Source organism: Chryseobacterium sp. MIQD13, assembly GCF_050496705.1.
In the GTDB taxonomy this organism is placed as follows: Bacteria; Bacteroidota; Bacteroidia; order Flavobacteriales; family Weeksellaceae; genus Chryseobacterium.
Window position 1 is genome coordinate 810535 of the sequence record NZ_JBNWAF010000002.1, and the last position, 26217, is coordinate 836751.

Sequence of the window (26217 nt, forward strand, 5' to 3'; positions counted from 1 at the left end):
ATATTCAGACATCGGGCCGACGAAGACGACACTATTGGAAGAGTATTTTGGAAATGAACTTGTAAAAAAGTTCGAGGAAATGATGGAAAATAATGATGAATTCTACTTCGATACCGAAGAGTTGGAAGACATTATTGTTTATTATCTGGAGCTGGGAGATTTTAACTACGCAGACAATGCTGTTAACTATGGTCTTAAGCTTCATCCCAATTCATTGGATATCAAAATCAAAAGACTTGAGATTCTTTTGGAATGGGAAGACTATAATACCGCAAAGGAACTCATTGACGAACTGAAAGGTTCATCTATGGAAAACACAGACTTTATGGTCTGCTATGCGAAGTATTATTCGAACCTGGGAAACCCCAGAAAAGCCATTGACATCTGCAAAAAAGCCCTAGAACTGAAAGAAGAAGAAAACTTCCTTCACAACTTTATTGCGGACGAATATGTAAACCTGGGAGATCCCTTTAACGCTCTTAAACACTACAGAAAAGCATTGAAAGAAGATCCTACGGATGAGTACTCACTTGAGAACTGTATGATCTGTTTCAGTGACCTGAACAAGAGCGAGGAGGCTATTGCCTTTCTTAATGAATATTTAGATGAATTTGCCTATTCCGAGACCGCATGGTTCGAGTACGGACAGTTTTACTTCAACAGGAAGAATTATGAAGAAGCAATAAAAGGATATGATTATCTGTTGGCCATTAATTCAAGTTCTGTAGGAGTGTATGCTAATAAAGCAGCCTGCTATGAGGCCTTAGGACAATACCAGAAGGCAGTGGAAGTATATGAGGAAATGCTTGAGCTTGAGTATACCAAAGCATTTACATTTTATAAGATAGGATTGTGCTATAAGGCGCAGAAACAATCTATAATGGCCCTTAACGCATTCCAGAAATCATTGAGAGAAGATCCTCAGTTTTACCTGGCCATGATGGAGCAGTCTTATCTCTATGAAGAAATGGGAGGTATGAAAGAAGCGCTGCATTTTGCAAAAGAAGCAACCATGCTTAATGACAGTAATCTTGACTATCAGAAAAGGCTGGCGTTTCTGTTCATTGATTCCGGAAAATTTGAAGAAAGCCTTGCCTGTCTTAAAAAGCTGGTAGATGCAGAACCTTCAAGATTTTACAACTGGTATGCCTATTCAGAAGTATTGATGCTCCTCGGAGAATATGAAGAAGCGGTGACTATTCTGGATAAAGCCATAAAGGTGCATGACAGAGCAGAACTTTATTATCAGCTCAGCAACTGTTATTTCAACCTGAGAAACGCGGAAAAAGGAGCAGAATCCCTTCAGAAAGCTTTAAGCATTGATTCATCACTTGCTACGGATATGCAGAAAAAATATCCCTTCATTAAAGATGAAGTAAAGAAAGTCAAAGCCAAAGTGAAAAAGAAAAATTCTTAATGGTTTAAAGTAACAATCATAAATAAAAAATCCTGCAGTAATGCAGGATTTTTTTATTTTTAATTATTATACTCGTAGGTATAAATTTCAGGTTGAGATGGACTCGGGACTCCATTCAGATCTGTAGGCTGTCTGCTTTCATAGATAGGATAACCGCTTGAGCTGAAAGTTGTCGTAAATTTATAAGCCGAATAACCGCTTCCACTTCCGCCAGAATAGGTATATGTTGTATTTTCTTTATAAGAGCTTATATTATTTTTTAAGTTAGAAAACAAATACGATACTCCATCACTCATGTCACCATTATATATGATTTTATCAAATCCTTTTACATTTCTGAAAGGATAGTTTTTATCAGTATAATTATAAGAAGCAGTTTGATTATACGTGGTCGTAACACCATTGCTGGTACCAGAACCGGTTCCCGGAGCAGTTATCAAATTCCCGCCACTGTATGTATACACACTATTCATCGTATAATTAGTGTTGGCACTTATAACCTGTCTTTTTGCATTGATCTGGTTGGCATTTACATGGGTATAAGTATGGATCACGTTATATTCTACTACCCCTGAAGCTGAGTATTCCTTATTAATAGCTGAGGTCATCAGATTATTGGTATATGCATAATCAGTACTAGACTGAAGTACATTTGCCTCATAAAATTTAATACTGGAAATGTAATCACCATCATAAGTGAAAATAACCTTATTACCAGTGTTCGCGTTACTTGTAACATTTAAAATTTTAGTACCGTCATAATTGATTTTCATGCTTTCACCATCAACACTCATTTTTACAGGAAGGATAACATTTTGTGTGGATGGGTTACTGTTGTCTACAGTGTTATCGTCATCATCAGATCCGCATGATAGGGTAAGTAAGGCCATTGAGCCCAATAAAATAATTTTTTTCATGGTTTATAAATTTAAAGAGCCCAAAGATATATTATTTTTTTACATACCAAAATTTATTTTTTAGGTTTACTTCTTAAAAAAATCAGGCCGCCAATAATCACCCCAGCTCCCACAAACTGTAAGATGCTTAGTTTTTCACCATCCAAAAAGCCCCAGATAATAGCAACAATAGGCATCAGCAGGGTTACCGTTGAAGCAAATAATGGAGTGGATACCTTCAGCAGGCGGTAATTCAGCGTCATGGCCAATCCGGTCCCGAAGATGGATAAAAGGCTTACGAACATCAGCCCCATCATATTATTTTCGTTAAAGCTGAATGTTGAAAAGAATCCCGTGAAAGCCAAAGCAATAAGAGAAGGAAAAAATAAGACAAATGAAAAAACAAATGCCGATAGAATCGTAGAAGAAACCTCCATAAGCTTAGACTTCACCGTTGTTGTGCTCATCGCATAGCACAGTGTGGCCAGTAACAACAATAATATAGGAATCAGCTTAAACTTTCCGCCTTCTCCATCCCCTCCAAATGCAAGTAAACAGACTCCGGTAAAACTAATTAGTGTGCCTATTATCTGCTTGTTGGTGGTTTCAAACTTCCAGACCAAAGCTCCCACAATAATTACAAAAATGGGCATCATAGAATTGATAATTCCCGCAATACTGCTGCTCACTTCCGTTTCTGCAATAGGGAACAGGAACATAGGAATGAAGTTTCCTGTAAATGCTGCCAGAATAAGCCACTTCAGATGTTTTTTCGGGAATAGCTTATATTTTGAAATCGCAATCGGCATTAAAATAATTCCGGCGATCAGTACTCTCAGTGCACCAACCTGGTATGGGCTGAAATGTTCAAGAGATTTTTTGATTAAAATAAAAGATGATCCCCAGATAATGGTTAATACAATCAGAAGGATCCATTTTTCTTTATCTGCGTTCATTGTTTTTGTGTAAGATTTTTAAAAATTCTTTTTTAGGAATCATTTTTGCTCCCAGGCTTTCCAGATGCTCGGTATGAGATTGGCAGTCAATGAGATCCAGTGTTTCTTTATTGTTTTCAACAAAATGAATAAAGCCTGCTTTAGATGCATTGCTTACTTTAGCAAACATACTTTCCCCACAGAATACACTTCCAATCTGAAGTCCGTAAAAACCGCCAACCAGTTCTCCGTCCTGCCATACCTCAATACTTTTGGCAAGGCCATATTCATGAAGCTGAATGAAAGACTCCATCAACTCATAGGAAAGCCAGGTTCCGGTCTGTCCTTTTCTGCTTGTTTGCTGGCAGTTTAAGATAACTTCCCTGAAGTTTTTGTTCTCAGTAAATGAAAAAACACCTCTGTTCAGTATTTTCCACATCGATTTGGAAACTTTCAGTTCATCAGGAAACAAAACGAATCTTGGATCCGGACACCACCACAGTATTTCCTCTCCGGGATTGTACCACGGAAAAATTCCCAGCTGATAGGCAAACCAGATGCGTTCTATAGACAGATCGCCTCCAAAAGCAATCAACCCTTCATGACCTTCATAAAGTTCAGGATCAGGGAATGAAATCTCGTTTTCGTCTAGTCGGACCATTATTTTGGAAAAAAAATCCCACTTGAGAAAGCAGGATTTATATTTGATCTTATTCTTTTAATTAAAAAGGTAAATCATCATCATCGTCACCAGCGAAAGGATTTTCATTGGAAACCGGGGATGCAGATTGAGAAGGAGAAGCTTGTGTAGGCTCAGATGCGTTATCCATAACTTTTTCTATTCTCCATCCTGTAATAGAATTGAAATATTTAGTTTCACCCTGAGGAGAAACCCATTCTCTACCTCTGATGTTGATTCCCACTTTTACATTCTCGCCTTCTCTAAGGTTATCTAATAAACTAATCTTATCAGACAAAAATTCTATGTTTATCGGCTGTGGATACTGTTCCTGAGTCAAAATAACCATTTCTCTCTTTTGAAAGCCGCTTGCAAATGTCTGAGCATCAAAAAGTTTCTTTACCGTTCCTTGTAATTCCATATTGTAATTATTAACGTTGTAAAAGTAAGAAAATGAAATGTAATATCAGGGGGAGCGGAAAAAAAATGTGTGAATTTTAATTTTTTTTTCTGAAAAGTTTGGAGGGAAGGTAAAAAGCCCTATATTTGCACTCACAAAAACGAAGCAAGCTCTTTAAAATAAACAAACAAACCAGCGGATGTGGTGTAATTGGTAGCCACGCCAGACTTAGGATCTGGTGCCGTGAGGCGTGGGGGTTCGAGTCCCTTCATCCGCACTATGCGAAAATAGCTCAGCTGGTAGAGCACAACCTTGCCAAGGTTGGGGTCGCGGGTTCGAATCCCGTTTTTCGCTCCACACCTGCCCTGGTGGTGGAACTGGTAGACACGCAGGACTTAAAATCCTGTGCCTCTTTTGGCGTGCGGGTTCAAGTCCCGCCCGGGGTACTAGCTGATAAATCAGCGTTTTTAGCTCTCTTTTTTAAGAGAGCTTTTTTTATGCTCAAAAAATCACCAGAATATCTATTGAATATTACATTTTCTCCAAATTATGTATCCAAATTTGGAGAAAATGTAATGATTTAACCACCCTCAGAAAGTATGGTTTTTGTTTATTAATTATCATATATTTTCTTTCTAATCTAATAATCCAACATAACATCCTGAAGGTTTTAAGTAGAAATAGGATTGTTTCAATCATTTTGCTTAATATATCACATTCTTTTTTTGAAAATTGGCATATTTTAAGATCTATTCGGGTGGTTTATGCGCAATAGCATAAGGCCAATCAGGATTTCAAAATTTAAAAATACTCACTTTCTTAAATAAATTTTAATACGTCAAGTTCTGTCGCTTATCGTGTTGATATTTGCAATAAGAAAACACGGAAAATGAAACTCGATATCAAAGTTTAAGTGAATATTTTTTGTTGTGCACAAAAAAGATAGATCAGGGAAAACATTATTCTCATTAGTCTTAATCAAAAACTAATATCAAATCCTGCAACCCAAACTTTGCTTAGGTTTTCGAGTTGACTCTTTTATTAACCTTAAGATTTTTAAGCAATGAACTACAAAAATTATTATAACGATTTTGATGAAGAAAGCAAAAAAATACTAGAATCATCCTCCAGTCATTTAGTTTTAAAAAAACAATTTCTGAGCAAAACATTGCAGACAGATAAACCTTTGCAAAAAGACGACACAATAATGCTTAACTCGTTCTTGGTTTCAGACATCACTGGTTGGCAAACGGATGAATATATTAATCAGGAACTTCTGGTTTCAAAAATTAAATATGCAAACAGTGGGATGAGAGATTATATTTTGGAATACAATCCGAAAGATTACAAAGCCAATATCCAAAATAAAAGCCTCTCCCTTCCAGAAGGAAACTATATCAGATTGAAAGCCTATCTGAATTCAAAAACTGAAAATGTATCAGTGAAATGGGATAGGACACAAATAACACAGGAAATAGCTGTAAATGAAGAAAAAATCTATTACAGAGTTAGTTTTTTTTACGAGAAAATACCTGAAAAAAGCATTATTTTGGAAACCTATTCTTATCAGGAATTTAGAGACCTGAATATATTATTAGGCTATGGTGATATTGATAAATATAAGAATGATTACGAATACTTCTTGAAAAATTTTGCAGATGCCCTCAAAAAACATGAAAATCCCGAATCTCTTAAATTCATTTATGAAAATATTCCTGATACTATTTTACCAAGCCTTTTTGTGCATATTGACAATATAACGCTTTTCAATCATCTTGAGATACTTTCGAAAGCAGATGACTCGAATTTTTTAAGGGATAGTAGCTCTGTAGTGATCCAGATTTTCAAGGCAATTGGAGATCCTGTTCCTATTCTCAAGTACTTTCGGGAAAACCCGGATATGCTGAACAGGATCTATTACAACCTCGATGGAAGCTCTGAGTATGAAGGGAAGATGCAGAGCAACAGAATGATACTGGCAAATATTCTGGTAATATTCTCTCTGTTTGCCAATAATGACAAGCGTAAAAGAGAAGCCCAAACCTTTACTATTGGAAAAGGTTACAAAATCAACACCAATATTCTGGAAGCAGGAATTTTCCAGGGGAGTAATGATCAATACAGGGATACTTTTTTCTTACAGCAACAGAAAGAAGAACAACAAAGACTAAAGGTTGTCCCGAAAGAAGGCGATCCCAATGCAACAGAAACCATTACGGAAAATCTGGATGAGGGTGCACAATTTCATCCTATGGATATGGTATATCTTACAGATATTAGCACAGGAAAAGAAGAAACCTATTTGGTTCCTGCTATTTATCTGAAGGCATTGGCAGATGCACAAGAATGGGAGGTTGTCCACCAGAATATCCGTATTGCAGCCAATCTTGTTGCTGTTGTAATTGGTGTTGCTACATTGGCAACTACCGGAAATCCATATTTTATCTTATTGGCAGCCGCCGATATTTCTTTGGCGGGAGCCGACCTTACAGTACAGGCGTTTAAAGAAGAAATTGCAAAGCTAGGTAAAGATCCTAAAAACCCCAATTCAAAATCTGAAGGAGAAAAATTTTTGGAAGTTTGGGATGAGATTTATATTGCAGGAGGTTTTGCATTAGCCGGTTTAAACATTGTTGGCGGATTTTATATGGGAGCGGCAAAATTGCTTACAAAAATTGCAGACGGAAGTGTGAAGAATTATCTTAAGACTTTGGTATTAAAAGCTGTTTTGGAAACCAATATTTCTAATTTCCAGAAAAATACCATAAAAGTCTTAGAGCCACAGCAAGTTTTTCTTGGACCAGAATACAAAGCTCTTGGGGGGACACTGGCAGAAAACGGAGTAATTTTCTTATCCGGACAAAAGGAAGGAAAATTTGCAGAAACTTATGCTGCTGTTTATAAAGGCGAAGTGATAGAAGAATTTACGAAAGCAGAAATGCATAAGTTCTACAAAAAATGGAGTAAATTACAAGGGGAAGAATTAATAGAGGAATTAGAACATCTGGGCGGACATGTACCACCGGGTCATTCTATTGTGGCAACAAAAGTTGAAAAAGAGGTGGAAGCTTTTATAGAAGGTGCAACACAATTTTCAAAAATAATTACAAACCCTTTTGAGCATATAGGAGAAGCAATGCCTTATTTTAATCATAAAGTGGTAGGTGACGTAGTAGTTCAGGTGCATAGAACAAACTGTGGTAATACAGCAAAAGTTTTGGTTGACTTTTTGAAAACAGGGAAATTAAGATTAGCCGAACCATCGGGAATGCAAGGGACAGAATATGTAGCTGCAAAATTTGGAGGAGGTCATTTTCAACCTGCAACAATACCTAGAATGAAGCAATTAATGGAAGAAGGAGAAATCGTTGTTGTATATGGTATTAAAGAAAAAAATAACATAACAGGAAGTACTATAGGCCATTATTTTGTAGGAATGAAAAAAGGAGGGGAGCTTCATTTATTTGATGGACAAACAGGAGAATATGTTGTATTTGCTCAAACAAGTGCATACGGTAATTTTATCCAAAGAAAATATTTGGAATTTAAGTATTTAAAAGTAAGGTAATAACAATTAAAATTTATAATATGTTAACAGATAAAGAAATGCTACAAATAGCAGAACGTTATTTAAAAAAACTAGAAGAAGAGGGTGTTGAGGCAATGATATCTTCAAACGACACAATTAAAAAACCGTATGGTAATATTTACTTTTATAATTCTAAAAAATTTATTTTAACTGGCGACTTTAGATATGCAGTGGGCGGCAACGCACCCTTTTTAGTAGAAAAAGAAGCAGGTCGTGTAGTTACTTTTAGTACTTCAGGCACGCTGGATAGTGATATACAATCTTATGAAAATGGAACCATGACTCCTAGCTTAGACCTCTATTGGTACCCTGACGAAGATAGATTTGACTATAAGTAAGATCTTATTAGAAGAATAGTAAATAAAAGTATTGAACCAATGCTATATGATGATATTATTAAAAAACCATATGGGAATATTTATTCTTTTGATTCTAAAGAATATATTTTGACAGGAGATTTTAATAAATCATTAATGGGAGGGGGACCTTTTTTGGTAGAGAAAAAAACAGGGAGGGTAATTTCTTTCGGTACTGCAGGTATATTAGAAAATGAGATAAAAGCTTATGAAAATGGAACATTGGTTTCAGCTTTAGATACCTTTGGTATCCAGATGAAGACAGATTTGATTATAAATAAGATATCAAATTCAATATGTAATAAAATACAGTATTAATTTTACTACTGTATTTGCTATCTTTAATGACTTAAGATTAGAAAAGTTAAAATAAAGGTCTCGGAAATATTTAATATTCTTTTATTTTTAATAAAAACTATTGACTATAAACATATTATATAAACGGAGGTTCAGGAAAGTGCTTTTTTTCAGTATTTAAAGGGCTATTTATTAGTGACGTTTTATAAAGATTCAATTTTTAGTTCTTATTTTTAAGGTAAAAGTTATATATTTGTAGCTACAAAAGAAAAGCGGATGTGGTGTAATTGGTAGCCACGCCAGACTTAGGATCTGGTGCTGTGAGGCGTGGGGGTTCGAGTCCCTTCATCCGCACTATGCGAAAAACTCTCTATTGAATTTCAATGGAGAGTTTTGTTTTTTATGACTTTATACAATCCTGAGTAAATAGCCCTTGTCTATTGAAAAGTATTAAACAGTTGTTTAGAATGTCTGTTATGTTTTAATCTGTACCCAAAATAATATCAACTTCTGTATCTGTATCCTTATTTGAATACTCCATAATTTTGCTATACTAAAACAGAATATTATGGAAAATATCATTCTAAACCAGCAACAGCTTCAATATGCTGAAGTCTATATTTCAGATATGCCGTCTTTAAAAAATATTTTTCTACAGTCACAAAACCCTTCCAGGCTCAATCAGGATTTTGGTGTTCCCTTTCTTTTGGTTAAAAAAAAGAATGAGGTTTTAGGATTTGCAAGTCTTATTATGAATGGAAAAGCAGAGATCTCATTTAAGATATATGCAAAAAATGGTATTACAGATTCTGAGAAAAAGAATTTTAACCTTCATGCAGAAAGCTATTTTAAAAAGAATACGACTGCTAATTTTAGAAATCCGGAGCAGCTTAAAAGCAGTATTGACAGAATGGTAAATTGGCTGAATGTCGGATAAACCTAAAGGAATTTGTACATTTACTTAAAACCGGATCATTATGTCAAAAGACATTCTCTACCTTAAAATAGCAAAATCAGTCACTGAACAGATCAAAAGTGATACCCTGCAGTTTGGAGACAGGTTGCCCTCACTCAGAAGCGCCCAGAAGCTCTACAATGTCAGTCTGAATACTGTAAAGCAGGCCTATATGGAGTTGGAAAGCCGTTCCTTAGTGGAATCACGGCCGAAATACGGCTATTTTGTAAGTCAGACCTCTCAGCGAAAACTGGCATTGCCATCCGTGGGCCCCATGAAAGATACAGAACGGCGGAATTGTGCTGAAGACCTTATTGATAAAGTATTTGGTACGATAGACGGGGCAGATGTTACCCAGTTTGCTTTGGGGATTCCCGGAAGAAACCTTCTTCCCTTAGCTAAACTGAAGAAATGTATGATCAATGTGATCAAGAGGAAAAGTGACAGCGGTACAGATTATGAACCGGTACAGGGGAATGAATACCTGCGTCGGGAAGCAGCCAAATGGGCTCTCGTGCTGGAAGGAAAAATATCAGAAGACGATCTGGTCATTACTTCAGGTGCAATGAATGCGGTATATACCTGCCTGATGGCGGTGACGAAGCCCGGAGACTCAGTTGCTGTGGAAAGCCCGGTTTATTTTGGTGTGCTTCAGGCAATTCGTCAATTAGGTTTGAAAGTGGTGGAAATTCCAACCCACCCTATTTATGGAGTAGATTTGGATGCCTTAAAAAAAGTACTGCCCACACTTTCAGCATGCTGTTTTGTAACAAATTTTAATAATCCGCTTGGCTTCCAGATGCCTGATGAAAACAAAAAAGAGCTTGTAAGGCTGATTACGGAATATAATGTTCCGCTCATCGAAGATGATATTTATGGAAACCTGTATTTTGGGGCAGAAAGACCAAAACCGTGTAAATTTTATGATGAAGCAGGGCTTGTGATGTGGATAGGATCTGTTTCAAAAACATTGGCCCCAGGTTATCGTGTAGGATGGGTTGCTCCCGGGAGGTTTAAGGAAACGGTGATCCGGCAGAAACTGGTGCAGACCGTATGCAGTCCGTCTCTGTACCCGGAAGTGATAGCAGACTTCCTTGAGCATGGCCGTTATGACCACTATTTGAGGACATTCAGAAAAAAGCTGTATGCAAATTATCTCCAGATTCAGAAATCGGTGACGGAATACTTCCCGGATAATACCAAAATTTCCGAACCGAAAGGAGGGTTTATGCTTTGGCTGGAACTGGATAAAAAAATCTGCACTGAAGATCTGTATGATGAAGCCATGAGCCAGAAAATAAGTTTTGCTCCCGGAAGGATGTTTTCTCAATATAACCAGTACCAGAACTGTATGCGACTTAATTATGGCCTGGAATGGACTGACAGGGTAGAAAGTGATCTTGAAAAGCTGGCAAAAATGGTAAAAAAAAGAATATAATTAAACACTATAGTAATGAACAATATGAATAATGAAGTAAAAATTATAGCTTATGATCCTCAATATAAAGAAGCTTTCAAAACATTAAACGAAGAATGGATTAAAACCTTTTTCACGATGGAAGCAGGGGATTATAAACTACTGGATAACCCTGAAGAATATATCATAAATAAAGGAGGTCATATCGTTTTTGCCATGTTAAATAATGAACCTGTAGGAACATGTGCTTTGGTGAAAACAGCAGACGAGCCATTAAGATTTGAACTCTCAAAGATGGCTGTAAGTCCTAAGGCTCAGGGAAAGAAAATAGGATATCTTGTGGGACAGGCTTTGGTAGATAAGGCCAGAGAATTAAATGCAGAAAGTATTTTTCTGGAAACCAATTCCATTCTTGTTCCTGCCATAAAACTATACGAAAAGCTTGGTTTTAAACATATGCCAATATCAGATTCTGCCTATGACCGATGTGATACGCAGATGTTATTGAAATTTTAATGTTTAAAAATATTGAGCCGGAATAAGAATATTCCTGTATTCCGGATGATTTAAACCTTTTATCTTCAGCCTTCGTACCTATTCACTCTTTTTCCCTATTTTTGTGAAATTCCTTATTTCAATGAAAAAGATTATCCTCATCGAAGACGAAACCAGCGTTGTATCTTTTATAAAAAAAGGACTTCAGGAAAACGGGTACGAAGTTTCCGTGGCTTTTGACGGACGTACCGGTGTGCAGCTGGTACAGGCAAACGATTTCGATATGGTGATTCTTGACATTATGCTTCCTGAGATGAATGGTCTGGATGTCTGCAAAGAAATAAGGAAAACCAATCAGCATGTTCCGATCCTTTTTTTAACGGCTTTGGGAACGTCTGAAAATATTGTACTGGGCCTGGAAAGCGGAGGCGATGATTATCTGGTAAAGCCTTTCAAATTTATTGAATTGGTAGCCAGAGTGAAATCACTGCTAAGAAGAAGCCATGGGATCAGTCCGCAGGAAATTGCTGAACCTGAACCGGATAATGAGCATGTTTTCCAGTTTTCGGATCTTATCGTTAACGATTACACAAAGAAAGTAACCCGCGCGGGAGATGAAATTTCTTTAACCTCTACAGAGTACAAGCTTCTTCTTTACTTTCTGAATAATCCCGAAAAAGTAATTTCCAGAGCTGAAATTCTGGATGCTGTCTGGGGAGTGAATTATGAGCTGGGAACCAATGTGGTAGATGTTTACGTGAATTATTTAAGAAAAAAGCTGGATAGTCAGGATGATAATAAATTGATTCATACCGTGATAGGAATGGGATATGTACTGAAAAAACCTTAATGAATGCCTGGTAAAGTTATCACAAATCAAACCAAAACAATGGTACTCCTGATGCTGGTATTTACGGCCATCATTTTGCTGTTCAGCGGATTGGTTTATTTTTCGATTGTTAACTTTTCGCATCAGAGATTTTATGAGTTGCTGAAAATCCGTACAACAACGATTGTCCAGATCGAGAAAAGCAAGGATCATCTGGATCTTCCTGAAAATTATATCCTCAACAGTCTGAATGACGAGGAGCTTCCAATGGAAAGAGACTATGTGTTTGCAGTTCCAACGGATTCCAATTTCAGGAAAATTTCACAGGAGGTTCATATTCCGGATTATTTTTTTAAAAGCATTGTCAGAAAAGGAGAGGCCAATTACAATGATAAAGAGTTCTATTATATCGGGCAGACCTTTAAATATGATGATAAAGACTATATTGCAATTGCCTCTGCAAAAAATCATTATGTAATCTATTATCTCGGATTTTTAAAAAGAACACTGATTACCTGTATCGTGCTTTCTCTGTTTTTCAGTATGATTTTCTCTTTTTATCTGTCCAAAACTTTATTTAAACCGATCTTAAAAATTACCGGAAAAGTAAAAGAGATCAGCTCTGAAAATCTTCACCTCAGGCTGGAACCACAACCGGATAATAAGGAACTGAATGAGTTGGTGGATACTTTCAATGGAATGTTGAACAGAATAGAAACCTCATTCGAAACCCAGAATCACCTGATCGGCAATGTATCCCATGAGCTGAGAACACCCCTCACCTCAATCATGGGTGAAGCGGATGTAGCCCTTTCTATCAGCAGAACGGCTGATGAATATAAAGAAACTCTGGAAATTATCCTTGATGAAGCAGAAAAACTGGATAGAAAGATCAAAGCATTACTGATGATCGCTCAGACCGGTTTCGACGGAAAGATTCAGAAAATAGATAAAGTAAGGATTGACCAGCTGCTTTGGGACGTCATTGAAACACTCCGGAAAATTGATTCCAGAAATAATATCTATCTAGATATCAGCATGCTCCCTGATAATCCTAAAAAATTAAAAGTACAGGGGAATGAACAGCTATTGCATCTTGCAGTGGCCAATATCATCAATAACGGCTGTAAATATTCCAATTTCCAGCAGGTAAAAGTTTCACTAGGAGCTACAGATACGGATGTTTATATCATTGTAAAAGATTTCGGGATCGGAATTCCGGAAGTTGAGATGAACAAGATCTACGACCCGTTCTTCAGGGCTTCCAATACTAAAAACTATGAAGGCTACGGAATCGGTCTCCCATTGGCAAGAAATATTGTAAGAATGCATCACGGGGAACTCATAGTAAGTTCTCACGAAAATCAGGGAACTACGGTGCAGATGCGTTTTCCTAATTTTTACAGTATGCAGCCGGAAGAAGTTTAAAAGATCTGCGAAATCTGCTTAATCAGCGGAAGTAAAATTATTCGGTTCTTCTATTCGAATTGGCTTTACGGCTTTTTTAAATTACATGGTTTATTGATATTAACTGTTGTTAACAATATTCTAATCTCATTTTAATCTCTTTAATCACATTTTAATTCCATTCCAAGGGGCTTCTAATCTTGCCGCTTTAGTTTTGTATCATCAAAATACGATAACACAAACCTAAATCTAAAAGATATGACCAAAACAATCTTAATCGCCACAGATTACTCCCTTGAGTCACTGAATATATTAAAAAAAGTACTGAAAGAAAAAGAAGCGTCGGAAGACCAGAATCAGTATAATATTCTTCTGGTTTCAGGATATGAGGCGGGAGATTCCATCAGAGATCTGCTTTTCAATACAAAAAGTACCATTTTTAATAAAATCAGACCGCAGGAGTTCTGTGATGCTTACGGAATCATCAGAAATAAATATCCCCACTTAGTCAATAAAATCATCTGCGATATTTTCACGGGAAGCTTTCAGAGAACATTCAATAATTATGTGAAAGCAGAAAATATAGAAGAAGCTTACTATTCCCCTTCCATCAAAAGTAAAGGCAAAGGAAAGTTTGACATTGCTCCATACATCAGAAAGTGTAAAGAGCTTAAGGTTCAGGAAATTAAAGTGGAAATCCCTGAAAGGCTTCCGGAAAGAGGAAGGCTGGCCGAGATCTTTGTTGAGGTCTGAAATTATAGATAAACACAATAAAAAAATAAAACAATGTTAAGAAATTATAGTAACAGCCGGACGTTGGGAGACAATATCAGATTGGGAACGCTGACTGCATTTACTGCAGGTACTATAAATATTGCCTCTCTGCTAATTTTTCTCTCTTTTACGTCAAATGTCACAGGACATTACGCCATTTTAGCTGCAGAGATCAGTAAAGGAAACTGGACGCAGGTAGCTGTGGTAGGAGCATGGATCTTTTTGTTCTTCTTCGGAAGCTTTCTATCCAACTTCATTGTAATCAATTTCAATAAAAGAAGTAAATATTTTGCCCATTCCATGCCTCTTGTTTTGGAAATCATATGTTTGCTGTTTGTAGGAATATATGGCCAGTTTTATTATCAGAAAACTTTGGAGGAAACAGAATATCTGGTTGCACTGATGCTTTTTGCCACCGGACTTCAGAACGGGCTTACTGCAAGTATCTCCAATTTCTCGGTGAAAACTACCCACCTTACAGGTACCACTACCGATCTCGGGATTCTGCTTTCCATGTTTACTCAAAAGAAATACAGAAAGAGTGGTGAGTTGATTGCAAGGGCAAAACTGCTGATAAGTATTATGATTGCTTATGTTTTAGGAGCTGTGTTTTCGGGACTCACCTATTATTATCTTGAATTCAGGGTATTTTATGTGATCAGTATTTGTCTTCTGGTTGTGATCGGTTACGATGCGTATAAGATTCATATCAGACACTTCAATACCAAATACCGCTACAGCAGGATTTATAAAAAGCCTAATGTGCTGGCTTATTTATACGATAAGGTTCATGGTATTCCAAAGAGAAAAGAAAAAAGAACACTTGTCTTTGATGAATGATTGAAAAAATAAATAAATATCAATATTATTTTTGTGTAAACTAGCTGTGAAGCACCTCTTTTCGATGGTAGAAAAGGGGTGTTTTTATTAGCTCAGATTAGAAGCTTTGAATAGTCTGTCTTAAGTACAAGAGAAAAAGGGGATAAATTTTTTTCAACGCAAAGTTTTATTTTGAGATTGCTCATTTTTAAGTTTGCAAAGAATCGAATCAATCAAAGATTGATTCGATTAAGCGGACGCATTATCCTACAGCTTAATCAGCGGCATTGCCGCCACCTTTGCTCTTCTTAAAGTCACAAGCTCTCAAAATAAAACTTTGCGTTGAAAAAAAATCGCAGCCTTATTTAAAAAATCTTTTATTCAATTTTGTATAGGATTTACATTCTTTTAATATAAGGACTAAAGCGGAACAGAATAAGAAATGTGGCAAAAATGTTGATAATTAAATTTTAATTCACTGTTTTAATGTTTTAATTCCGGTTTCCATTGACTATTTTTGTAAGTTGATTATACGTTTTATGTCAGATATTATTCAGCTTTTACCGGATCATGTAGCCAACCAAATTGCGGCAGGAGAAGTGGTGCAGAGACCTGCATCCATTGTGAAGGAACTTTTGGAAAATGCTATTGATGCCAGTGCTTCCAAGATAGAATTGATTATCAGGGATGCCGGAAAAAACCTGATCCAAGTGGTGGATGATGGCAAAGGAATGTCTGAAACTGATGCCAGAATGGCGTTTGAAAGGCATGCTACATCAAAGATCAGAGCAACAGAAGATATCTTCAAAATCGCCACAAAGGGATTCCGGGGAGAAGCATTGGCTTCTATCGCTGCAGTTTCCCAGGTTGAACTGAGAACGAAGCAGAATGATGCTAAAATTGGTACGAATATCTACATTGAAGGCGGTGTATTTCAGTTTCAGGACCCGATACAGACTGCCGATGGATCTAATTTTCTGGTAAAGAACCTGTTTTACAATGTTCCTGCCAGAAGAAAATTTCTTAAAAACAATAATGTTGAATTCAGACATGTTATTGATGAATTCCAGAGGGTTGCATTAGCTCATGAGCATCTGGAGTTTTCCCTGTTTCATGATGATGAAGCTGTTTTCAGACTGAGAAAAGGAAGCCAGATGCAGCGTATTGTAGATGTTTTCGGACGCAAGTTGCAGCCACAGCTCATTCCTATCAAAGAAGATATTATCTGGTGTAAACTTCACGGATTCGTTGCGAAACCCGAAGGAGCTAAAAAATCAAGAGGAGAACAGTTTCTTTTCGTGAACGGAAGGTATTTTAAGAGTCCGTATTTCAATAAAGCAGTTCAGGAAGCGTTTGAAGGATTGCTTCTGCCGGGTTACGTTCCTTCTTTTTTCCTTTATCTTGAACTGGATCCTGAAAAAATAGACGTAAATATCCATCCTCAGAAAACAGAGGTGAAATTTGAAGATGAGCATCTCATTTTTGCCTTGCTGCGTTCCACTATTAAAAGATCTCTGGGAATTTATAACGTTTCTCCGAGCCTTGATTTTGATAAGGATCCTGAGATGGATGCAATGATGAATAAACCTTTTCCAAGCAAAGGAAACAGTGGCGGAGGAGTGATCAAGATGCCGGAAATTATAGTAGACAAAGACTACAATCCGTTTATTGAAGAAAGAAATGTGCGCCCGGAAGAAATTCAGAATCTTACGGAAATGTATCATCAGAGTATTACAGCAGAACCTTCAAAAATCAATTTATTTGAAGACGAAGACTTTGATGAGGACCTGATGAGGTTGCCGAACGGCTATTGGTTATTCAATAAAGGCGATGTAACCCTGATGCTGGACCTTGGGAGAATGCACAGACTGGTAGTTTCTGAAAATAATAAAACCTCGAAGAAGCCCAGTGTTAATCCAAACAGTCATACATTGCTGTTTTCTTTAGAGTATCACATGAACGAAATAGAAAAGAATAAATACAATTCTTTCAAAAAATTTCTTCCTGAACTTGGGTTTGACATGAAAATTGCACATGAAAGCGTGCTGAGAATAGATGCGCTTCCGGAAGGGCTGAAAGAAACCCAGGCAATGAAGTTCCTGGAAAACCTTTTTGAGATCCTGGAATATAAAACTGAAGAAGAATTTATGCAGTTCTACCTCAATCAGTGGAACAAAATGCAGTCCAAATCAAGGTTTGATTTCATCTATAAAAAAGATGCGGAACAGATGATTAAAGATTTTACCGCATTAGGTTTCCCGGAATTTTTACCGGATGGCAAAAGATGCTTTTACGAAGTTCCGTTTAATGACTTTAAAAACAAATTTTAAAAAATGTTTAACAATATACCGCCCATTACCAGGAATCTTATCATTATCAATGTTATAATGTTTGTTGCCTCTTATTTTCTTGGAGATAAAGCAATCGAATATCTTGCTGGTTTTTATCCCTTTTCACCGTTTTTCCATTCGTGGCAGATCATTACACACATGTTTATGCATGGGAGTATTATGCATATTTTGTTTAATATGCTTACGTTATACAGTTTTGGACCTATTCTGGAACAGACATTAGGGGATAAAAAGTACCTGATACTCTATTTTTTAAGTGGATTGGGAGCTTTTTTTCTTTTTAATTTATGGAACTTTATAGAAGTTCAGCAATTTACCAACGAATTGCAGCAGCTTGGGTTTAATGTTAATGCTTACTTTTCAGGTGCCCGTGTTGAATTTACCGGAACATCAGAATCTATTATAACACAAAGAGGACTGCTGGAGAATATAAAGAATATTGTAACAACCCCTATGGTTGGAGCTTCCGGGGCTATTTTTGGTGTTGTGGCCGCTTTTGCAACACTTTATCCGGATGCCAAAATCATGATGATGTTTATCCCGGTTCCTATGAAGGTAAAATACCTGATGCCTATCGTTATTGCTGTTTCCATATATCTGGGAGTTTCAGGAAACGGAGGAGGAATTGCCCACCTGGCTCACGTTGGAGGAGCATTGGTTGGCTGGATTCTTGCAAGGATATGGAAAAAACATCTTTATAGATTCAATTAGAAAATTCCGTGAAAGTTTTCCGTCTTATTATATTGGTTTTGCATGTGGGAGTTTTATTCCTGCTGCTTTGTACCTTATTGAATGCATATGTTCCACCTAAAATATTTCCGTGGTTCAATCTGCTTTCCTTAGGTTTTCCTGTCCTTATTGTCATATATGCAGTATTTACCCTTTTCTGGCTTTTCAGCTGGAAAAAGAGAACCTTTGTATTTATGCTGGCCGGACTTATCTTTATGAACCCGGTCCAGAGATGGGTGAATTTTTCTTCCGATAAAAAAGAAACTGCAGACCTGAAAGTAATTTCTTTCAACGTCAAAGCAGGTTTATTGGGAGCTTCTGATATCGAGAAATACCTTAATGATGCCAATGCTGATGTAGTTATGTTACAGGAGTCCGGGCAAAAAGTTGCTGTCAAAGACATGGAAGTCATTGATAAGAATGGCATTCTCAAAACTTTTACAAAGCATAAAATTATAGACTCTAAAGAGCTGATCAAGAGCGATTATGATAGTAACAATGCCTATGCTTCACAGGTAGACATCGAAATTAAAGGAAAAATATACCGTTTTATCAATGTTTATCTGGAACCCTTTAAATTTGAGAAAGGTATGATCAAAATGGATGGGGTTAAAGAAGACGACGAAAGAAAACTGAAAAACATTGTTAAAAGACTTATCCCTGTTTTCAAAAAACATCAGGATCAGATAAAAGGCATTAAAGAAGGAATTGAAAACTCGCCTTATCCTGTAATTCTTATGGGAGACCTCAATTCTGTTCCCAATTCTTATGAATATTATCATTTATCTGATGGGTTGCAGGATGCCTTTGTAAAAGCTGGAAAAGGAAGCGGAACAAGCTTCCACGATTATAAGTTTCCAATCAGGATTGATTACATTTTTACCTCTAAAACAATACAGCCTGTTACCTATAAAGTAGACAGAACTCTAAAGCGCTCAGACCATTACCCTGTAATCGGAACATTTTCACTAAACAACTAATTATCATAAAATTAGTTAAAAATTTACTACTTGGTAGGATTTTTGATGAAAAATAAAATCGTACCTAGACCGTTATTTCATGAAGCTGAGTCAATTACTGTTATTTATACATATCGTTGTTGCTGTGCTGCTGCTATGCACATTGGGGAATGCATGGATTCCGCCTAACTTTTTAGGTAGCCTGAACCTTCTTTCCTTAGGCTTCCCATATCTCATTGCGGTATATATTCTTCTGACTCTTATCTGGGTTTTTAAAAGAAAGAAAATAGCTGTTGCTTTCGCATTTGGAGCCCTTCTTTTTTACAATCCGGTAAGACGGTGGGTAAACTTTTCTCCCAAAACAGAAAATTTGAAATCGATCAGAGATATTAAAGTTCTGACATTCAATGTGAAATATGGAGACTTCGGCTGGGATAAGGTAAAAAAATACATTACAGACCAGAACGCAGATATTATTCTTGTTCAGGAAAAAGATACAAACAGGGCGCTAAGACGGGATATGGTAAAATATCCTTCAGTCATTCTAAAGACAAAACACAAGATATTAAGACAGGAGCAGCTTATTGAAGATAAAGCAAGAGGCAATTCTTTCTATGCGGATGTAGATATCAACGGAAAGATTATAAGAGTAGTGAATGTCTACCTGGAACCTTTCAGGCTGCATAAGTCAATGCTTCAGTTTGAAGGTTTGGCAAAAGAGGGCGGAAAAATTGCGACTCTTCTTTCTCATATGACTCCTACTTTTAAAGCGCATGAAGATCAGATCAAAAAAATCAGAAAAGTGATTGATTTTTCACCTTATCCGGTAATCCTGGCGGGTGATTTCAATTCTGTGCCTAATTCCTATGAATATTACAATCTGGGAAAAGATCTTCAGGATGCCTTCCTTACGGTAGGAAACGGAGCTTCAACCAGCTTCCATGATTATAAAGTACCTTTAAGAATTGATTATATATTCACTTCAAAATCCATCATTCCTTTAAGCTATAAGGTAGATCAGTCTGTAAAATTATCGGATCATTATCCTGTAATTGCAGAATTTCTGCTAAATTAGTTCCATGAAAAATTTATTATCTGCAGTTTTTGTTTTATTACTGTTGTTATCGGCGTGTTCCAAAAAGGAAACGCCCGGCTTTACTGCTGAACAGGAAGTAAAAATTCATTATGATACTGCAGCGGTTGATTCGTTTTCAGCGGGAGCTACATCGGTAGATATTGTCCGCCAGATCAGAATGTCATCACAGAAATATCAGGATTCTGTAAAAGAAGCTGAAAGACTTCAAAAAGAAGAACAAAAGCTTAAAGAAGAACTGGAAAAGGAAAATAAAAAGAAGCTGGAAGAGGAAAAGAAAAAAACAGAGGCAGAAAAGAAACAGAAAACAACTGATATTCCACCAGCATCCGTAACAAAATCAGAATAAAAACATTTTAAAAATATACAATATGAAAAAACAAATTTTAGCAGCAGCTGCAGTGGCACTATTTGCTGTATCATGTACAAAATCAACAACTAAAACAGAACAGGTTGAAAATGCTGACGGATCAGTAACAACGACTACAACTACAGTTTCGGAGACTCCGTCTGTAGCCGTGGATACCGCTAAGATAGATAAGGCTAAAGAAGATGTTAAAGCTAAAGTAGATGCAGCCGGAAACAAAATAGATGCAGCTGCCCAGAAAACGAAGGAAGGGATTAATAAAGCCGGAAATGATATTAAAGAAGGGGCCAGTAAAGTTGGCAGTGACATTAAAAAAGGAGCGCAGGAGGTTAGCAAAGACGTGAAAGATGCTGCTGCAACAGGAGCTTCAAAAGTAGAAGAGGGTGCCAAAAAGCTGAAGGAAGATTTAAAGAAATAATGATCTTATAAAATATAGAAAACGCAGCCGGATTCCGGCTGCGTTTTTTTATGTGATATTTTATTTACTACCTGTTAAGCTCCAGCAAAGGATCTATATATTCCCTGTCATTGCTAAGTCTCGGGACTTTATTCTGGCCGCCGAGTTTTCCTTTGGATTCAAGCCAATGATAGAAAAGATCGGGTTTCGCAATATGAACGATCGGTCTTTTCAGCGTCAGATTATTATATCTTTTAGCTTCATAATCCGAATTGATTGTTTTTAAATGATGGTCAAAAGCATCAGTAAAACGTTCAAGATCATCCGGCTGATGGCTGAATTCAAAGATCCACTCATGGGCACCGCTTTCATTCTCTTTCATGAAAACAGGAGCGCCTGTAAAATCAGTGATACTTGCTCCGGTGGCTTCGCAGGCTTTTGAAAGGGCGGATTCCACATTCGTGATCATAAGCTCTTCACCAAATGCATTGATATAATGCTTGGTTCTTCCTGTAATTTTTATCCTGAAAGGGTTTGTTGAGGTGAATACAACGGTATCACCGATCAGGTATCTCCACAGTCCGCCATTAGTTGTAATGACCATTGCATAATTTTTCCCCACTTCCACATCTTCCAGGCTGACTACTTTCGGATTGGAAAAATGGAACTGGTCCATCGGAATGAATTCATAAAAAATACCATAATCCAGCATCAGCAGCATCTCATCACTATCCGGTCTGTCCTGAATTCCGAAGAAGCCTTCAGAAGCATTGTAAATTTCGTAGTAATTGATCTTTTTTCCGATGATCTGCCTGTATTGGTCCTTATATGGCTTAAAACTGATTCCGCCGTGAAAAAACACCTCTAAATTAGGCCACAGCTCAGAAATGCTTCCGCTTCCGGTTTCTTTTAAAACTCTTTGAAGAAGAACCATCATCCAGCTGGGTACACCAAGGATACTTCCCACATCTTCGTTTTTTACCTCTGATGTAATGGCTTTAAGCTTACTTTCCCATTCAGACATCAGGGAAACCTTTTTGCTTGGTGTTGTGGTAATTTCTACCCAAAAAGGGAGATTGTCAATCAGAATGGCAGAAAGATCCCCGAATTTCGTGTTAAAATCTGCATGAAGCTCTGAACTTCCGCCCAACCGAAGGTTTTTATTCGTAAACAGCTGATTTTCCGGGTGATTGTTGGCATAGATGGAAACCATATCTTTTCCTGCCTTCATATGGCAATATTCAAGACTTTCCGAAGAAATCGGGATGAATTTGCTCTTCGCATTTGTTGTTCCAGAAGATTTTGCAAAATGTTTGATATAACCCGGCCAGGTTACATCCTTATGTCCCTGCCTTGCTCTTTCAATAAAAGGCTCAAAATCCTCATAAGTAACAATCGGAACCTTGTTTTTAAAGTCCTGATAGCTCGAAATCGAATTGAAGCCGTATGCTTTGCCGTATTCTGTGTCTTCAGCATGAAACAGCTGTGAAAAGAGTATACCTTTCTGAGTTTCAATGGGATGATCCATGAAATTCTGAATCTGATCTATCCTTTGGCGGATAAACCAGTTGACGACAGTATTGAAAAGTGCCTTTGTTGCCATTCCAACAAATATAATAATATTTGGATTTTCAGAGAATTTTTATCGTATTAAATAAAAAAACCGCTACAAATTATGTAACGGTTTAGTATTTTAACTTATTGTTTCTTAACAATACTCATCAAAAGCAGCCTGAAGATTTGCTGCAATAGCACCTGCAGGATTTCCTTCAATGTGGTGTCTTTCCAGCATATGAACCAGTTCACCATCTTTGAAAAGTGCTACACACGGTGAGCTTGGAGGGAATGGAGCAAGATGCTTTCTTGCTTCTGCTACGGCTTCTGTATCATATCCTGCAAAAACAGTTGTTAAATGATCAGGTTTTTTATCTCCTGTCAAAGAATATACAACTCCCGGTCTTGCTGCACCGGCTGCACATCCGCAAACCGAATTAATTACCAATAGGGTAGTTCCCGGCTGCTTCAGAGCCTCTTCTACCTGTGCTGGAGATGTTAAATCTTCGAAACCTTTATCTGTAAGTTCTGCCTTCATAGGCATTACTAAATCTGTTGGATACATATATTTTGTTTTTATCGGTACAAAGTTAAACAATTCTTTGCGTTTCGTCAATATATAAAAACTATCAGAGGTTTAGTCAGATAAAATTAATGCAATATTAATATTTCAATAATATTATAAAAAACATGAAATAAAACTATGAATAATGATAAATATTTATTAAATTTGAAATGATTCTGAAAACAACCGACCATGAAAAAAACATTTACCGCTTTCCCTCGAGCACTCAAATTATTTAACACAACCTGATTTTCAGCAGTTAAGTAGAGAGCCTATTCAGTTTTGAATCATGATGAACTGAATTAATAATTATGAATATCCAAAATGAATCCCGGAACGCGAGCGTTCCGGGATTCTTTAATCAAATCGATATGCAAAGGTTGAATATCCTGTTTTAAGGGTTGTGCTTCATGTTCCGGGTTATAATTGTATCCCGAACAGAAACACGTAGTTTTTTAAGAAAGTAGCTTTTTCGCCATTTCGGAAATACTCTTTCCGTCAGACTTTCCGGCTAAAGCTTTTGAAGCTGCTCCCATTACCTTTCCCAGGTCTTTGGCAGACTCAGCTCCGGTCTGGGCAATAATATTCTTAATTTCTGCTTCCAGTTCTTCCGGACTAAGCTGTTTAGGTAAAAACTTCTCAATCACTTTCATTTGGGCATCTTCCACTTCTGCAAGGTCATTTCTTCCCTGTGCAGAAAACTGCTCGAAGGAATCTTTACGCTGCTTGATCATTCTTTGAAGAATGGCAATTTCCTGCTCTGCAGAAACTTCAGCTCCTCTGGCTTCAGTTTGTAGAAGTAAAATTTGAGCTTTTACAGCTCTCAGAGAATCCAGGGCAACCCTGTCTTTCTCTCTCATAGCTGTTTTAATTGCTTCGCTTATAGTATTTTCTAAACTCATGGTATATAATTTATCAATGTAAAAGTGCATCAATGTACCAATTTGAACAAGCAATTGCTACACTGTTAAATTGATACATTGTTACATTATTTAGTCAACATCTTTATTTAAAAATCTGTTTTCTCTCACCTGCATAGATCCGTTGTTGTCAGACAGATATGTGTTGATATTCTGGTCTGATGCATTGGTTCCGTCAATAGAGATATTCTTTCTTTTGAAGGCAGGAACAGATTCGAATTCACTTGTACTGTCAAAACTCTGATAGCGTGAGTTGAATTCTTTTAATTTGTTTCTTCTCTCCACTATTCTTTCCTGATCAACCGTTTTATTCACGAAAGTGAATTCTGATTCTGCAGGTTTTGGAGTTTCAATTTCAACTTTTTCTTCAAAAGCAGGCTTTGTTTCAGCTTTTGGCTCTTCCTGTCTTGTCTGGAAGATGGTTTCAGCTGCCTGAACAGGAATTTCAGTTACCGCGCTTGCAGGAGCTGTAAACTCTGCTTTTGGCTGTCCGAAATCTGTCTTAGGCTCACTGGATGAAGGCTGATTGTTTACGAAGAAGCTGAACTCAACAGGTTTATCATCTGAGAAAGCACGAGTTACGGGTGTAGATGGAGTTTCATCTTTTTTGGCATCAAAGTCAAATTTAAAAGATTCAATTTCAAGATCGTTAGGATCTTCTCCTTCTTCATCGTAAGAGAATAAGCTGTAAGACTCTTCTTCAGATTCCTTTTCATTTCTCCAGTTATTCTGGGTGTCTTCCTCTTTATCAAAGAATTTGATTTCTGTTTTGATTTCTTCTTCCTCAATAATCATTTTTTTTTCAGAAGTAGTGATACCGAATTGCGGAGAATCACTGTCTTCATCATCCAGTCTGAAAGTATGTTTTCCACCGAAATCATGTGTTGTTTCAGGAGCTGTTTCTCTTTCTTCTCTTGTTTTAAAAGGAGACGTTTTTGGAGTGTCAAGGCTGTCATTAAGACTGATTCTGATCTTTTCTGTAGGACCAGCAAACTTTTTGCTGTCATTAGAAAAACCTGTAGCAATCACAAGAACGCTTACAGAATCTCCCAGTTCCTCATCAGCACCCACCCCGAAAATAATATCAGCTGTATTTCCTGCTTCTTTCTGGATGTGGTCCATAATTACTCCGATCTCATCCATGGTAACTTCTTCAGCACCACTTCTGATCAATAGAAGAACGTTTTTGGCACCAGTGATCTTGTTGTCATTCAACAACGGGGAGTCCAGTGCTTTTTTAACGGCTTCTTCGGCTTTGTTTTCTCCTGAAGCAATTCCTGTAGACATAAGGGCTGTACCGGAGTTCTGAAGTACAGATTTAGCATCTCTAAAGTCAATGTTTACATCAAAGTAACCGGTAATAACTTCTGCCATTCCTTTCGCGGCATTGGTTAAAACTTCATCGGCTTTTGAGAATCCCTGTTTGAATCCAAGGTTTCCGAACTGCTGTCTCAGTTTATCATTATTGATTACAATAAGTGAATCAACATTATTTCTTAATTTTTCGAGACCGTTTTCTGCCTGCTCAAGTCTTCTTTTTCCTTCAAAACTGAAAGGAACGGTAACGATACCTACTGTAAGAATTCCCATGTCTTTAGCTACTTTGGCAATAACCGGAGCGGCTCCGGTACCCGTACCACCACCCATTCCGGCAGTGATGAACACCATTTTGGTATTCTGGCCCATAGCAGCTTTGATCTCTTCGATGCTTTCGATAGCAGATTTTTCCCCAACTTCAGGGTCTGCTCCTGCACCAAGACCTTCTGTAATGGTAGTACCAAGCTGTACTTTGTTGGCAACCGGGTTATTGTCTAAGGTTTGGGCATCGGTATTACAGATTACGAAATCTACTCCGTAAATACCTTTCTCGTACATGTGTTTCAGTGCGTTGTTTCCACCGCCTCCTACACCGATTACTTTTATGATGGATGAATTTCCTTTTGGCAAATCAAATGAAAATCCTTGTGTACCTATGTTTTCCATAACTATGCTTTTTATAGTTGATAATTAATAATTG

General features: G+C 37.1%; 25 protein-coding genes and 4 tRNA genes. 21 read left to right on the plus strand and 8 right to left on the minus strand.

Translation table 11 applies throughout. The features are described 5' to 3' along the window. The first annotated feature begins 34 nt into the window (after window positions 1-34). Complete coding sequence (locus tag ACQWU4_RS10695) at window positions 35-1417, plus strand: tetratricopeptide repeat protein (RefSeq protein ID WP_429935755.1); 1383 nt, start codon at window positions 35-37, stop codon at window positions 1415-1417. A gap of 59 nt (window positions 1418-1476) precedes the next feature. On the opposite strand, the gene ACQWU4_RS10700 is transcribed toward ACQWU4_RS10695, so the two are convergent. The 4 genes from ACQWU4_RS10700 to ACQWU4_RS10715 all read right to left on the minus strand — a co-directional run bounded on the left by ACQWU4_RS10700 (window position 1477) and on the right by ACQWU4_RS10715 (window position 4348). Then, a complete protein-coding gene (locus ACQWU4_RS10700; RefSeq protein WP_429935756.1) occupies window positions 1477-2334 on the minus strand; it encodes a hypothetical protein in 858 nt (285 codons plus the stop codon). Between the two features lie 53 nt (window positions 2335-2387). Beyond that, window positions 2388-3269 carry a DMT family transporter gene (locus tag ACQWU4_RS10705; RefSeq protein ID WP_429935757.1) on the minus strand — a complete coding sequence of 294 codons (882 nt, stop codon included), beginning with the start codon at window positions 3267-3269 and terminating at the stop codon, window positions 2388-2390. Next, the gene (aat, locus tag ACQWU4_RS10710) at window positions 3256-3909 is read right to left on the minus strand and encodes a leucyl/phenylalanyl-tRNA--protein transferase (protein ID WP_429935758.1); all 654 of its coding nucleotides are present in this window, start codon (window positions 3907-3909) and stop codon (window positions 3256-3258) included. Before aat ends, ACQWU4_RS10705 begins: the two co-directional genes overlap by 14 nt. Before the next feature lie 61 nt (window positions 3910-3970). Further along, window positions 3971-4348, minus strand: a complete 378-nt coding sequence (locus tag ACQWU4_RS10715) for a DUF3127 domain-containing protein (RefSeq protein ID WP_429935759.1) — start codon at window positions 4346-4348, stop codon at window positions 3971-3973. Window positions 4349-4522: 174 nt separating this feature from the next. Here ACQWU4_RS10715 and ACQWU4_RS10720 point away from each other — a divergent pair. The 20 genes from ACQWU4_RS10720 to ACQWU4_RS10815 all read left to right on the plus strand — a co-directional run bounded on the left by ACQWU4_RS10720 (window position 4523) and on the right by ACQWU4_RS10815 (window position 21182). Continuing rightward, window positions 4523-4604: transfer RNA gene (locus ACQWU4_RS10720), tRNA-Leu, on the plus strand. Between the two features lie 4 nt (window positions 4605-4608). Further along, window positions 4609-4684, plus strand: a tRNA-Gly gene (locus ACQWU4_RS10725). Window positions 4685-4689: 5 nt separating this feature from the next. After that, a tRNA-Leu gene (locus ACQWU4_RS10730) sits at window positions 4690-4773 on the plus strand. A gap of 761 nt (window positions 4774-5534) precedes the next feature. Beyond that, window positions 5535-7895 carry a hypothetical protein gene (locus ACQWU4_RS10735; RefSeq protein ID WP_429935760.1) on the plus strand — a complete coding sequence of 787 codons (2361 nt, stop codon included), beginning with the start codon at window positions 5535-5537 and terminating at the stop codon, window positions 7893-7895. 20 nt (window positions 7896-7915) lie between these two features. Next, window positions 7916-8254 carry a YrhB domain-containing protein gene (locus tag ACQWU4_RS10740; protein WP_429935761.1) on the plus strand — a complete coding sequence of 113 codons (339 nt, stop codon included), beginning with the start codon at window positions 7916-7918 and terminating at the stop codon, window positions 8252-8254. 39 nt (window positions 8255-8293) lie between these two features. Then, window positions 8294-8590 carry a hypothetical protein gene (locus tag ACQWU4_RS10745; RefSeq protein ID WP_429935762.1) on the plus strand — a complete coding sequence of 99 codons (297 nt, stop codon included), beginning with the start codon at window positions 8294-8296 and terminating at the stop codon, window positions 8588-8590. Window positions 8591-8841: 251 nt separating this feature from the next. After that, a tRNA-Leu gene (locus ACQWU4_RS10750) sits at window positions 8842-8923 on the plus strand. 214 nt (window positions 8924-9137) lie between these two features. Beyond that, complete coding sequence (locus tag ACQWU4_RS10755) at window positions 9138-9506, plus strand: hypothetical protein (RefSeq protein ID WP_429935763.1); 369 nt, start codon at window positions 9138-9140, stop codon at window positions 9504-9506. Between the two features lie 40 nt (window positions 9507-9546). Continuing rightward, a complete protein-coding gene (locus ACQWU4_RS10760; protein ID WP_429935764.1) occupies window positions 9547-10962 on the plus strand; it encodes a PLP-dependent aminotransferase family protein in 1416 nt (471 codons plus the stop codon). Between the two features lie 15 nt (window positions 10963-10977). Continuing rightward, complete coding sequence (locus ACQWU4_RS10765) at window positions 10978-11457, plus strand: GNAT family N-acetyltransferase (protein ID WP_429935765.1); 480 nt, start codon at window positions 10978-10980, stop codon at window positions 11455-11457. 121 nt (window positions 11458-11578) lie between these two features. Further along, entirely contained in the window at window positions 11579-12286 is a 708-nt protein-coding gene (locus ACQWU4_RS10770; protein ID WP_429935766.1) for a response regulator transcription factor, read from the plus strand. 3 nt (window positions 12287-12289) lie between these two features. Continuing rightward, the gene (locus ACQWU4_RS10775) at window positions 12290-13693 is read left to right on the plus strand and encodes a sensor histidine kinase (RefSeq protein ID WP_429935767.1); all 1404 of its coding nucleotides are present in this window, start codon (window positions 12290-12292) and stop codon (window positions 13691-13693) included. Window positions 13694-13930: 237 nt separating this feature from the next. Next, the gene (locus ACQWU4_RS10780) at window positions 13931-14425 is read left to right on the plus strand and encodes a hypothetical protein (protein ID WP_429935768.1); all 495 of its coding nucleotides are present in this window, start codon (window positions 13931-13933) and stop codon (window positions 14423-14425) included. A 33-nt stretch (window positions 14426-14458) separates the two neighbouring features. Next, window positions 14459-15286 (plus strand): YoaK family protein, encoded by an 828-nt coding sequence (locus ACQWU4_RS10785; protein WP_429935769.1) that lies wholly within the window; start codon window positions 14459-14461, stop codon window positions 15284-15286. Window positions 15287-15804: 518 nt separating this feature from the next. Beyond that, window positions 15805-17595 carry a DNA mismatch repair endonuclease MutL gene (gene mutL, locus ACQWU4_RS10790; protein ID WP_429935770.1) on the plus strand — a complete coding sequence of 597 codons (1791 nt, stop codon included), beginning with the start codon at window positions 15805-15807 and terminating at the stop codon, window positions 17593-17595. 3 nt (window positions 17596-17598) lie between these two features. Next, window positions 17599-18327 carry a rhomboid family intramembrane serine protease gene (locus ACQWU4_RS10795; protein WP_429935771.1) on the plus strand — a complete coding sequence of 243 codons (729 nt, stop codon included), beginning with the start codon at window positions 17599-17601 and terminating at the stop codon, window positions 18325-18327. An 8-nt stretch (window positions 18328-18335) separates the two neighbouring features. Then, the gene (locus ACQWU4_RS10800; protein ID WP_429935772.1) at window positions 18336-19325 is read left to right on the plus strand and encodes an endonuclease/exonuclease/phosphatase family protein; all 990 of its coding nucleotides are present in this window, start codon (window positions 18336-18338) and stop codon (window positions 19323-19325) included. Window positions 19326-19404: 79 nt separating this feature from the next. Continuing rightward, on the plus strand, window positions 19405-20379 hold the full coding sequence (locus tag ACQWU4_RS10805) for an endonuclease/exonuclease/phosphatase family protein (protein WP_429935773.1): 975 nt from the start codon (window positions 19405-19407) through the stop codon (window positions 20377-20379). Window positions 20380-20383: 4 nt separating this feature from the next. Continuing rightward, window positions 20384-20746, plus strand: a complete 363-nt coding sequence (locus ACQWU4_RS10810; RefSeq protein WP_429935774.1) for a hypothetical protein — start codon at window positions 20384-20386, stop codon at window positions 20744-20746. Window positions 20747-20768: 22 nt separating this feature from the next. Continuing rightward, window positions 20769-21182 carry a hypothetical protein gene (locus ACQWU4_RS10815; RefSeq protein ID WP_429935775.1) on the plus strand — a complete coding sequence of 138 codons (414 nt, stop codon included), beginning with the start codon at window positions 20769-20771 and terminating at the stop codon, window positions 21180-21182. Window positions 21183-21249: 67 nt separating this feature from the next. On the opposite strand, the gene ACQWU4_RS10820 is transcribed toward ACQWU4_RS10815, so the two are convergent. The 4 genes from ACQWU4_RS10820 to ftsZ form a co-directional block, all read right to left on the minus strand. Then, a complete protein-coding gene (locus tag ACQWU4_RS10820) occupies window positions 21250-22764 on the minus strand; it encodes a GH3 auxin-responsive promoter family protein (RefSeq protein WP_429935776.1) in 1515 nt (504 codons plus the stop codon). A gap of 105 nt (window positions 22765-22869) precedes the next feature. Further along, window positions 22870-23280 (minus strand): BrxA/BrxB family bacilliredoxin, encoded by a 411-nt coding sequence (locus ACQWU4_RS10825; RefSeq protein ID WP_429935777.1) that lies wholly within the window; start codon window positions 23278-23280, stop codon window positions 22870-22872. Between the two features lie 455 nt (window positions 23281-23735). Continuing rightward, the gene (locus ACQWU4_RS10830; protein ID WP_429935778.1) at window positions 23736-24182 is read right to left on the minus strand and encodes a GatB/YqeY domain-containing protein; all 447 of its coding nucleotides are present in this window, start codon (window positions 24180-24182) and stop codon (window positions 23736-23738) included. A gap of 90 nt (window positions 24183-24272) precedes the next feature. Then, complete coding sequence (ftsZ, locus tag ACQWU4_RS10835) at window positions 24273-26183, minus strand: cell division protein FtsZ (protein ID WP_429935779.1); 1911 nt, start codon at window positions 26181-26183, stop codon at window positions 24273-24275. Between the last annotated feature and the right edge of the window lie 34 nt (window positions 26184-26217).

Bases quoted from the DNA above. Each gene is read 5' to 3' on its own strand.
- ACQWU4_RS10700 (WP_429935756.1), bottom strand. From the start codon at position 2,334: ATGAAAAAAATTATTTTATTGGGCTCAATGGCCTTACTTACCCTATCA.
- ACQWU4_RS10705 (WP_429935757.1), bottom strand. From the start codon at position 3,269: ATGAACGCAGATAAAGAAAAATGGATCCTTCTGATTGTATTAACCATT.
- aat (WP_429935758.1), bottom strand. From the start codon at position 3,909: ATGGTCCGACTAGACGAAAACGAGATTTCATTCCCTGATCCTGAACTT.
- ACQWU4_RS10715 (WP_429935759.1), bottom strand. From the start codon at position 4,348: ATGGAATTACAAGGAACGGTAAAGAAACTTTTTGATGCTCAGACATTT.
- ACQWU4_RS10735 (WP_429935760.1), top strand. From the start codon at position 5,535: ATGCTTAACTCGTTCTTGGTTTCAGACATCACTGGTTGGCAAACGGAT.
- ACQWU4_RS10740 (WP_429935761.1), top strand. From the start codon at position 7,916: ATGTTAACAGATAAAGAAATGCTACAAATAGCAGAACGTTATTTAAAA.
- ACQWU4_RS10745 (WP_429935762.1), top strand. From the start codon at position 8,294: ATGCTATATGATGATATTATTAAAAAACCATATGGGAATATTTATTCT.
- ACQWU4_RS10755 (WP_429935763.1), top strand. From the start codon at position 9,138: ATGGAAAATATCATTCTAAACCAGCAACAGCTTCAATATGCTGAAGTC.
- ACQWU4_RS10760 (WP_429935764.1), top strand. From the start codon at position 9,547: ATGTCAAAAGACATTCTCTACCTTAAAATAGCAAAATCAGTCACTGAA.
- ACQWU4_RS10765 (WP_429935765.1), top strand. From the start codon at position 10,978: ATGAACAATATGAATAATGAAGTAAAAATTATAGCTTATGATCCTCAA.
- ACQWU4_RS10770 (WP_429935766.1), top strand. From the start codon at position 11,579: ATGAAAAAGATTATCCTCATCGAAGACGAAACCAGCGTTGTATCTTTT.
- ACQWU4_RS10775 (WP_429935767.1), top strand. From the start codon at position 12,290: ATGCCTGGTAAAGTTATCACAAATCAAACCAAAACAATGGTACTCCTG.
- ACQWU4_RS10780 (WP_429935768.1), top strand. From the start codon at position 13,931: ATGACCAAAACAATCTTAATCGCCACAGATTACTCCCTTGAGTCACTG.
- ACQWU4_RS10785 (WP_429935769.1), top strand. From the start codon at position 14,459: ATGTTAAGAAATTATAGTAACAGCCGGACGTTGGGAGACAATATCAGA.
- mutL (WP_429935770.1), top strand. From the start codon at position 15,805: ATGTCAGATATTATTCAGCTTTTACCGGATCATGTAGCCAACCAAATT.
- ACQWU4_RS10795 (WP_429935771.1), top strand. From the start codon at position 17,599: ATGTTTAACAATATACCGCCCATTACCAGGAATCTTATCATTATCAAT.
- ACQWU4_RS10805 (WP_429935773.1), top strand. From the start codon at position 19,405: ATGAAGCTGAGTCAATTACTGTTATTTATACATATCGTTGTTGCTGTG.
- ACQWU4_RS10810 (WP_429935774.1), top strand. From the start codon at position 20,384: ATGAAAAATTTATTATCTGCAGTTTTTGTTTTATTACTGTTGTTATCG.
- ACQWU4_RS10815 (WP_429935775.1), top strand. From the start codon at position 20,769: ATGAAAAAACAAATTTTAGCAGCAGCTGCAGTGGCACTATTTGCTGTA.
- ACQWU4_RS10820 (WP_429935776.1), bottom strand. From the start codon at position 22,764: ATGGCAACAAAGGCACTTTTCAATACTGTCGTCAACTGGTTTATCCGC.
- ACQWU4_RS10825 (WP_429935777.1), bottom strand. From the start codon at position 23,280: ATGTATCCAACAGATTTAGTAATGCCTATGAAGGCAGAACTTACAGAT.
- ACQWU4_RS10830 (WP_429935778.1), bottom strand. From the start codon at position 24,182: ATGAGTTTAGAAAATACTATAAGCGAAGCAATTAAAACAGCTATGAGA.
- ftsZ (WP_429935779.1), bottom strand. From the start codon at position 26,183: ATGGAAAACATAGGTACACAAGGATTTTCATTTGATTTGCCAAAAGGA.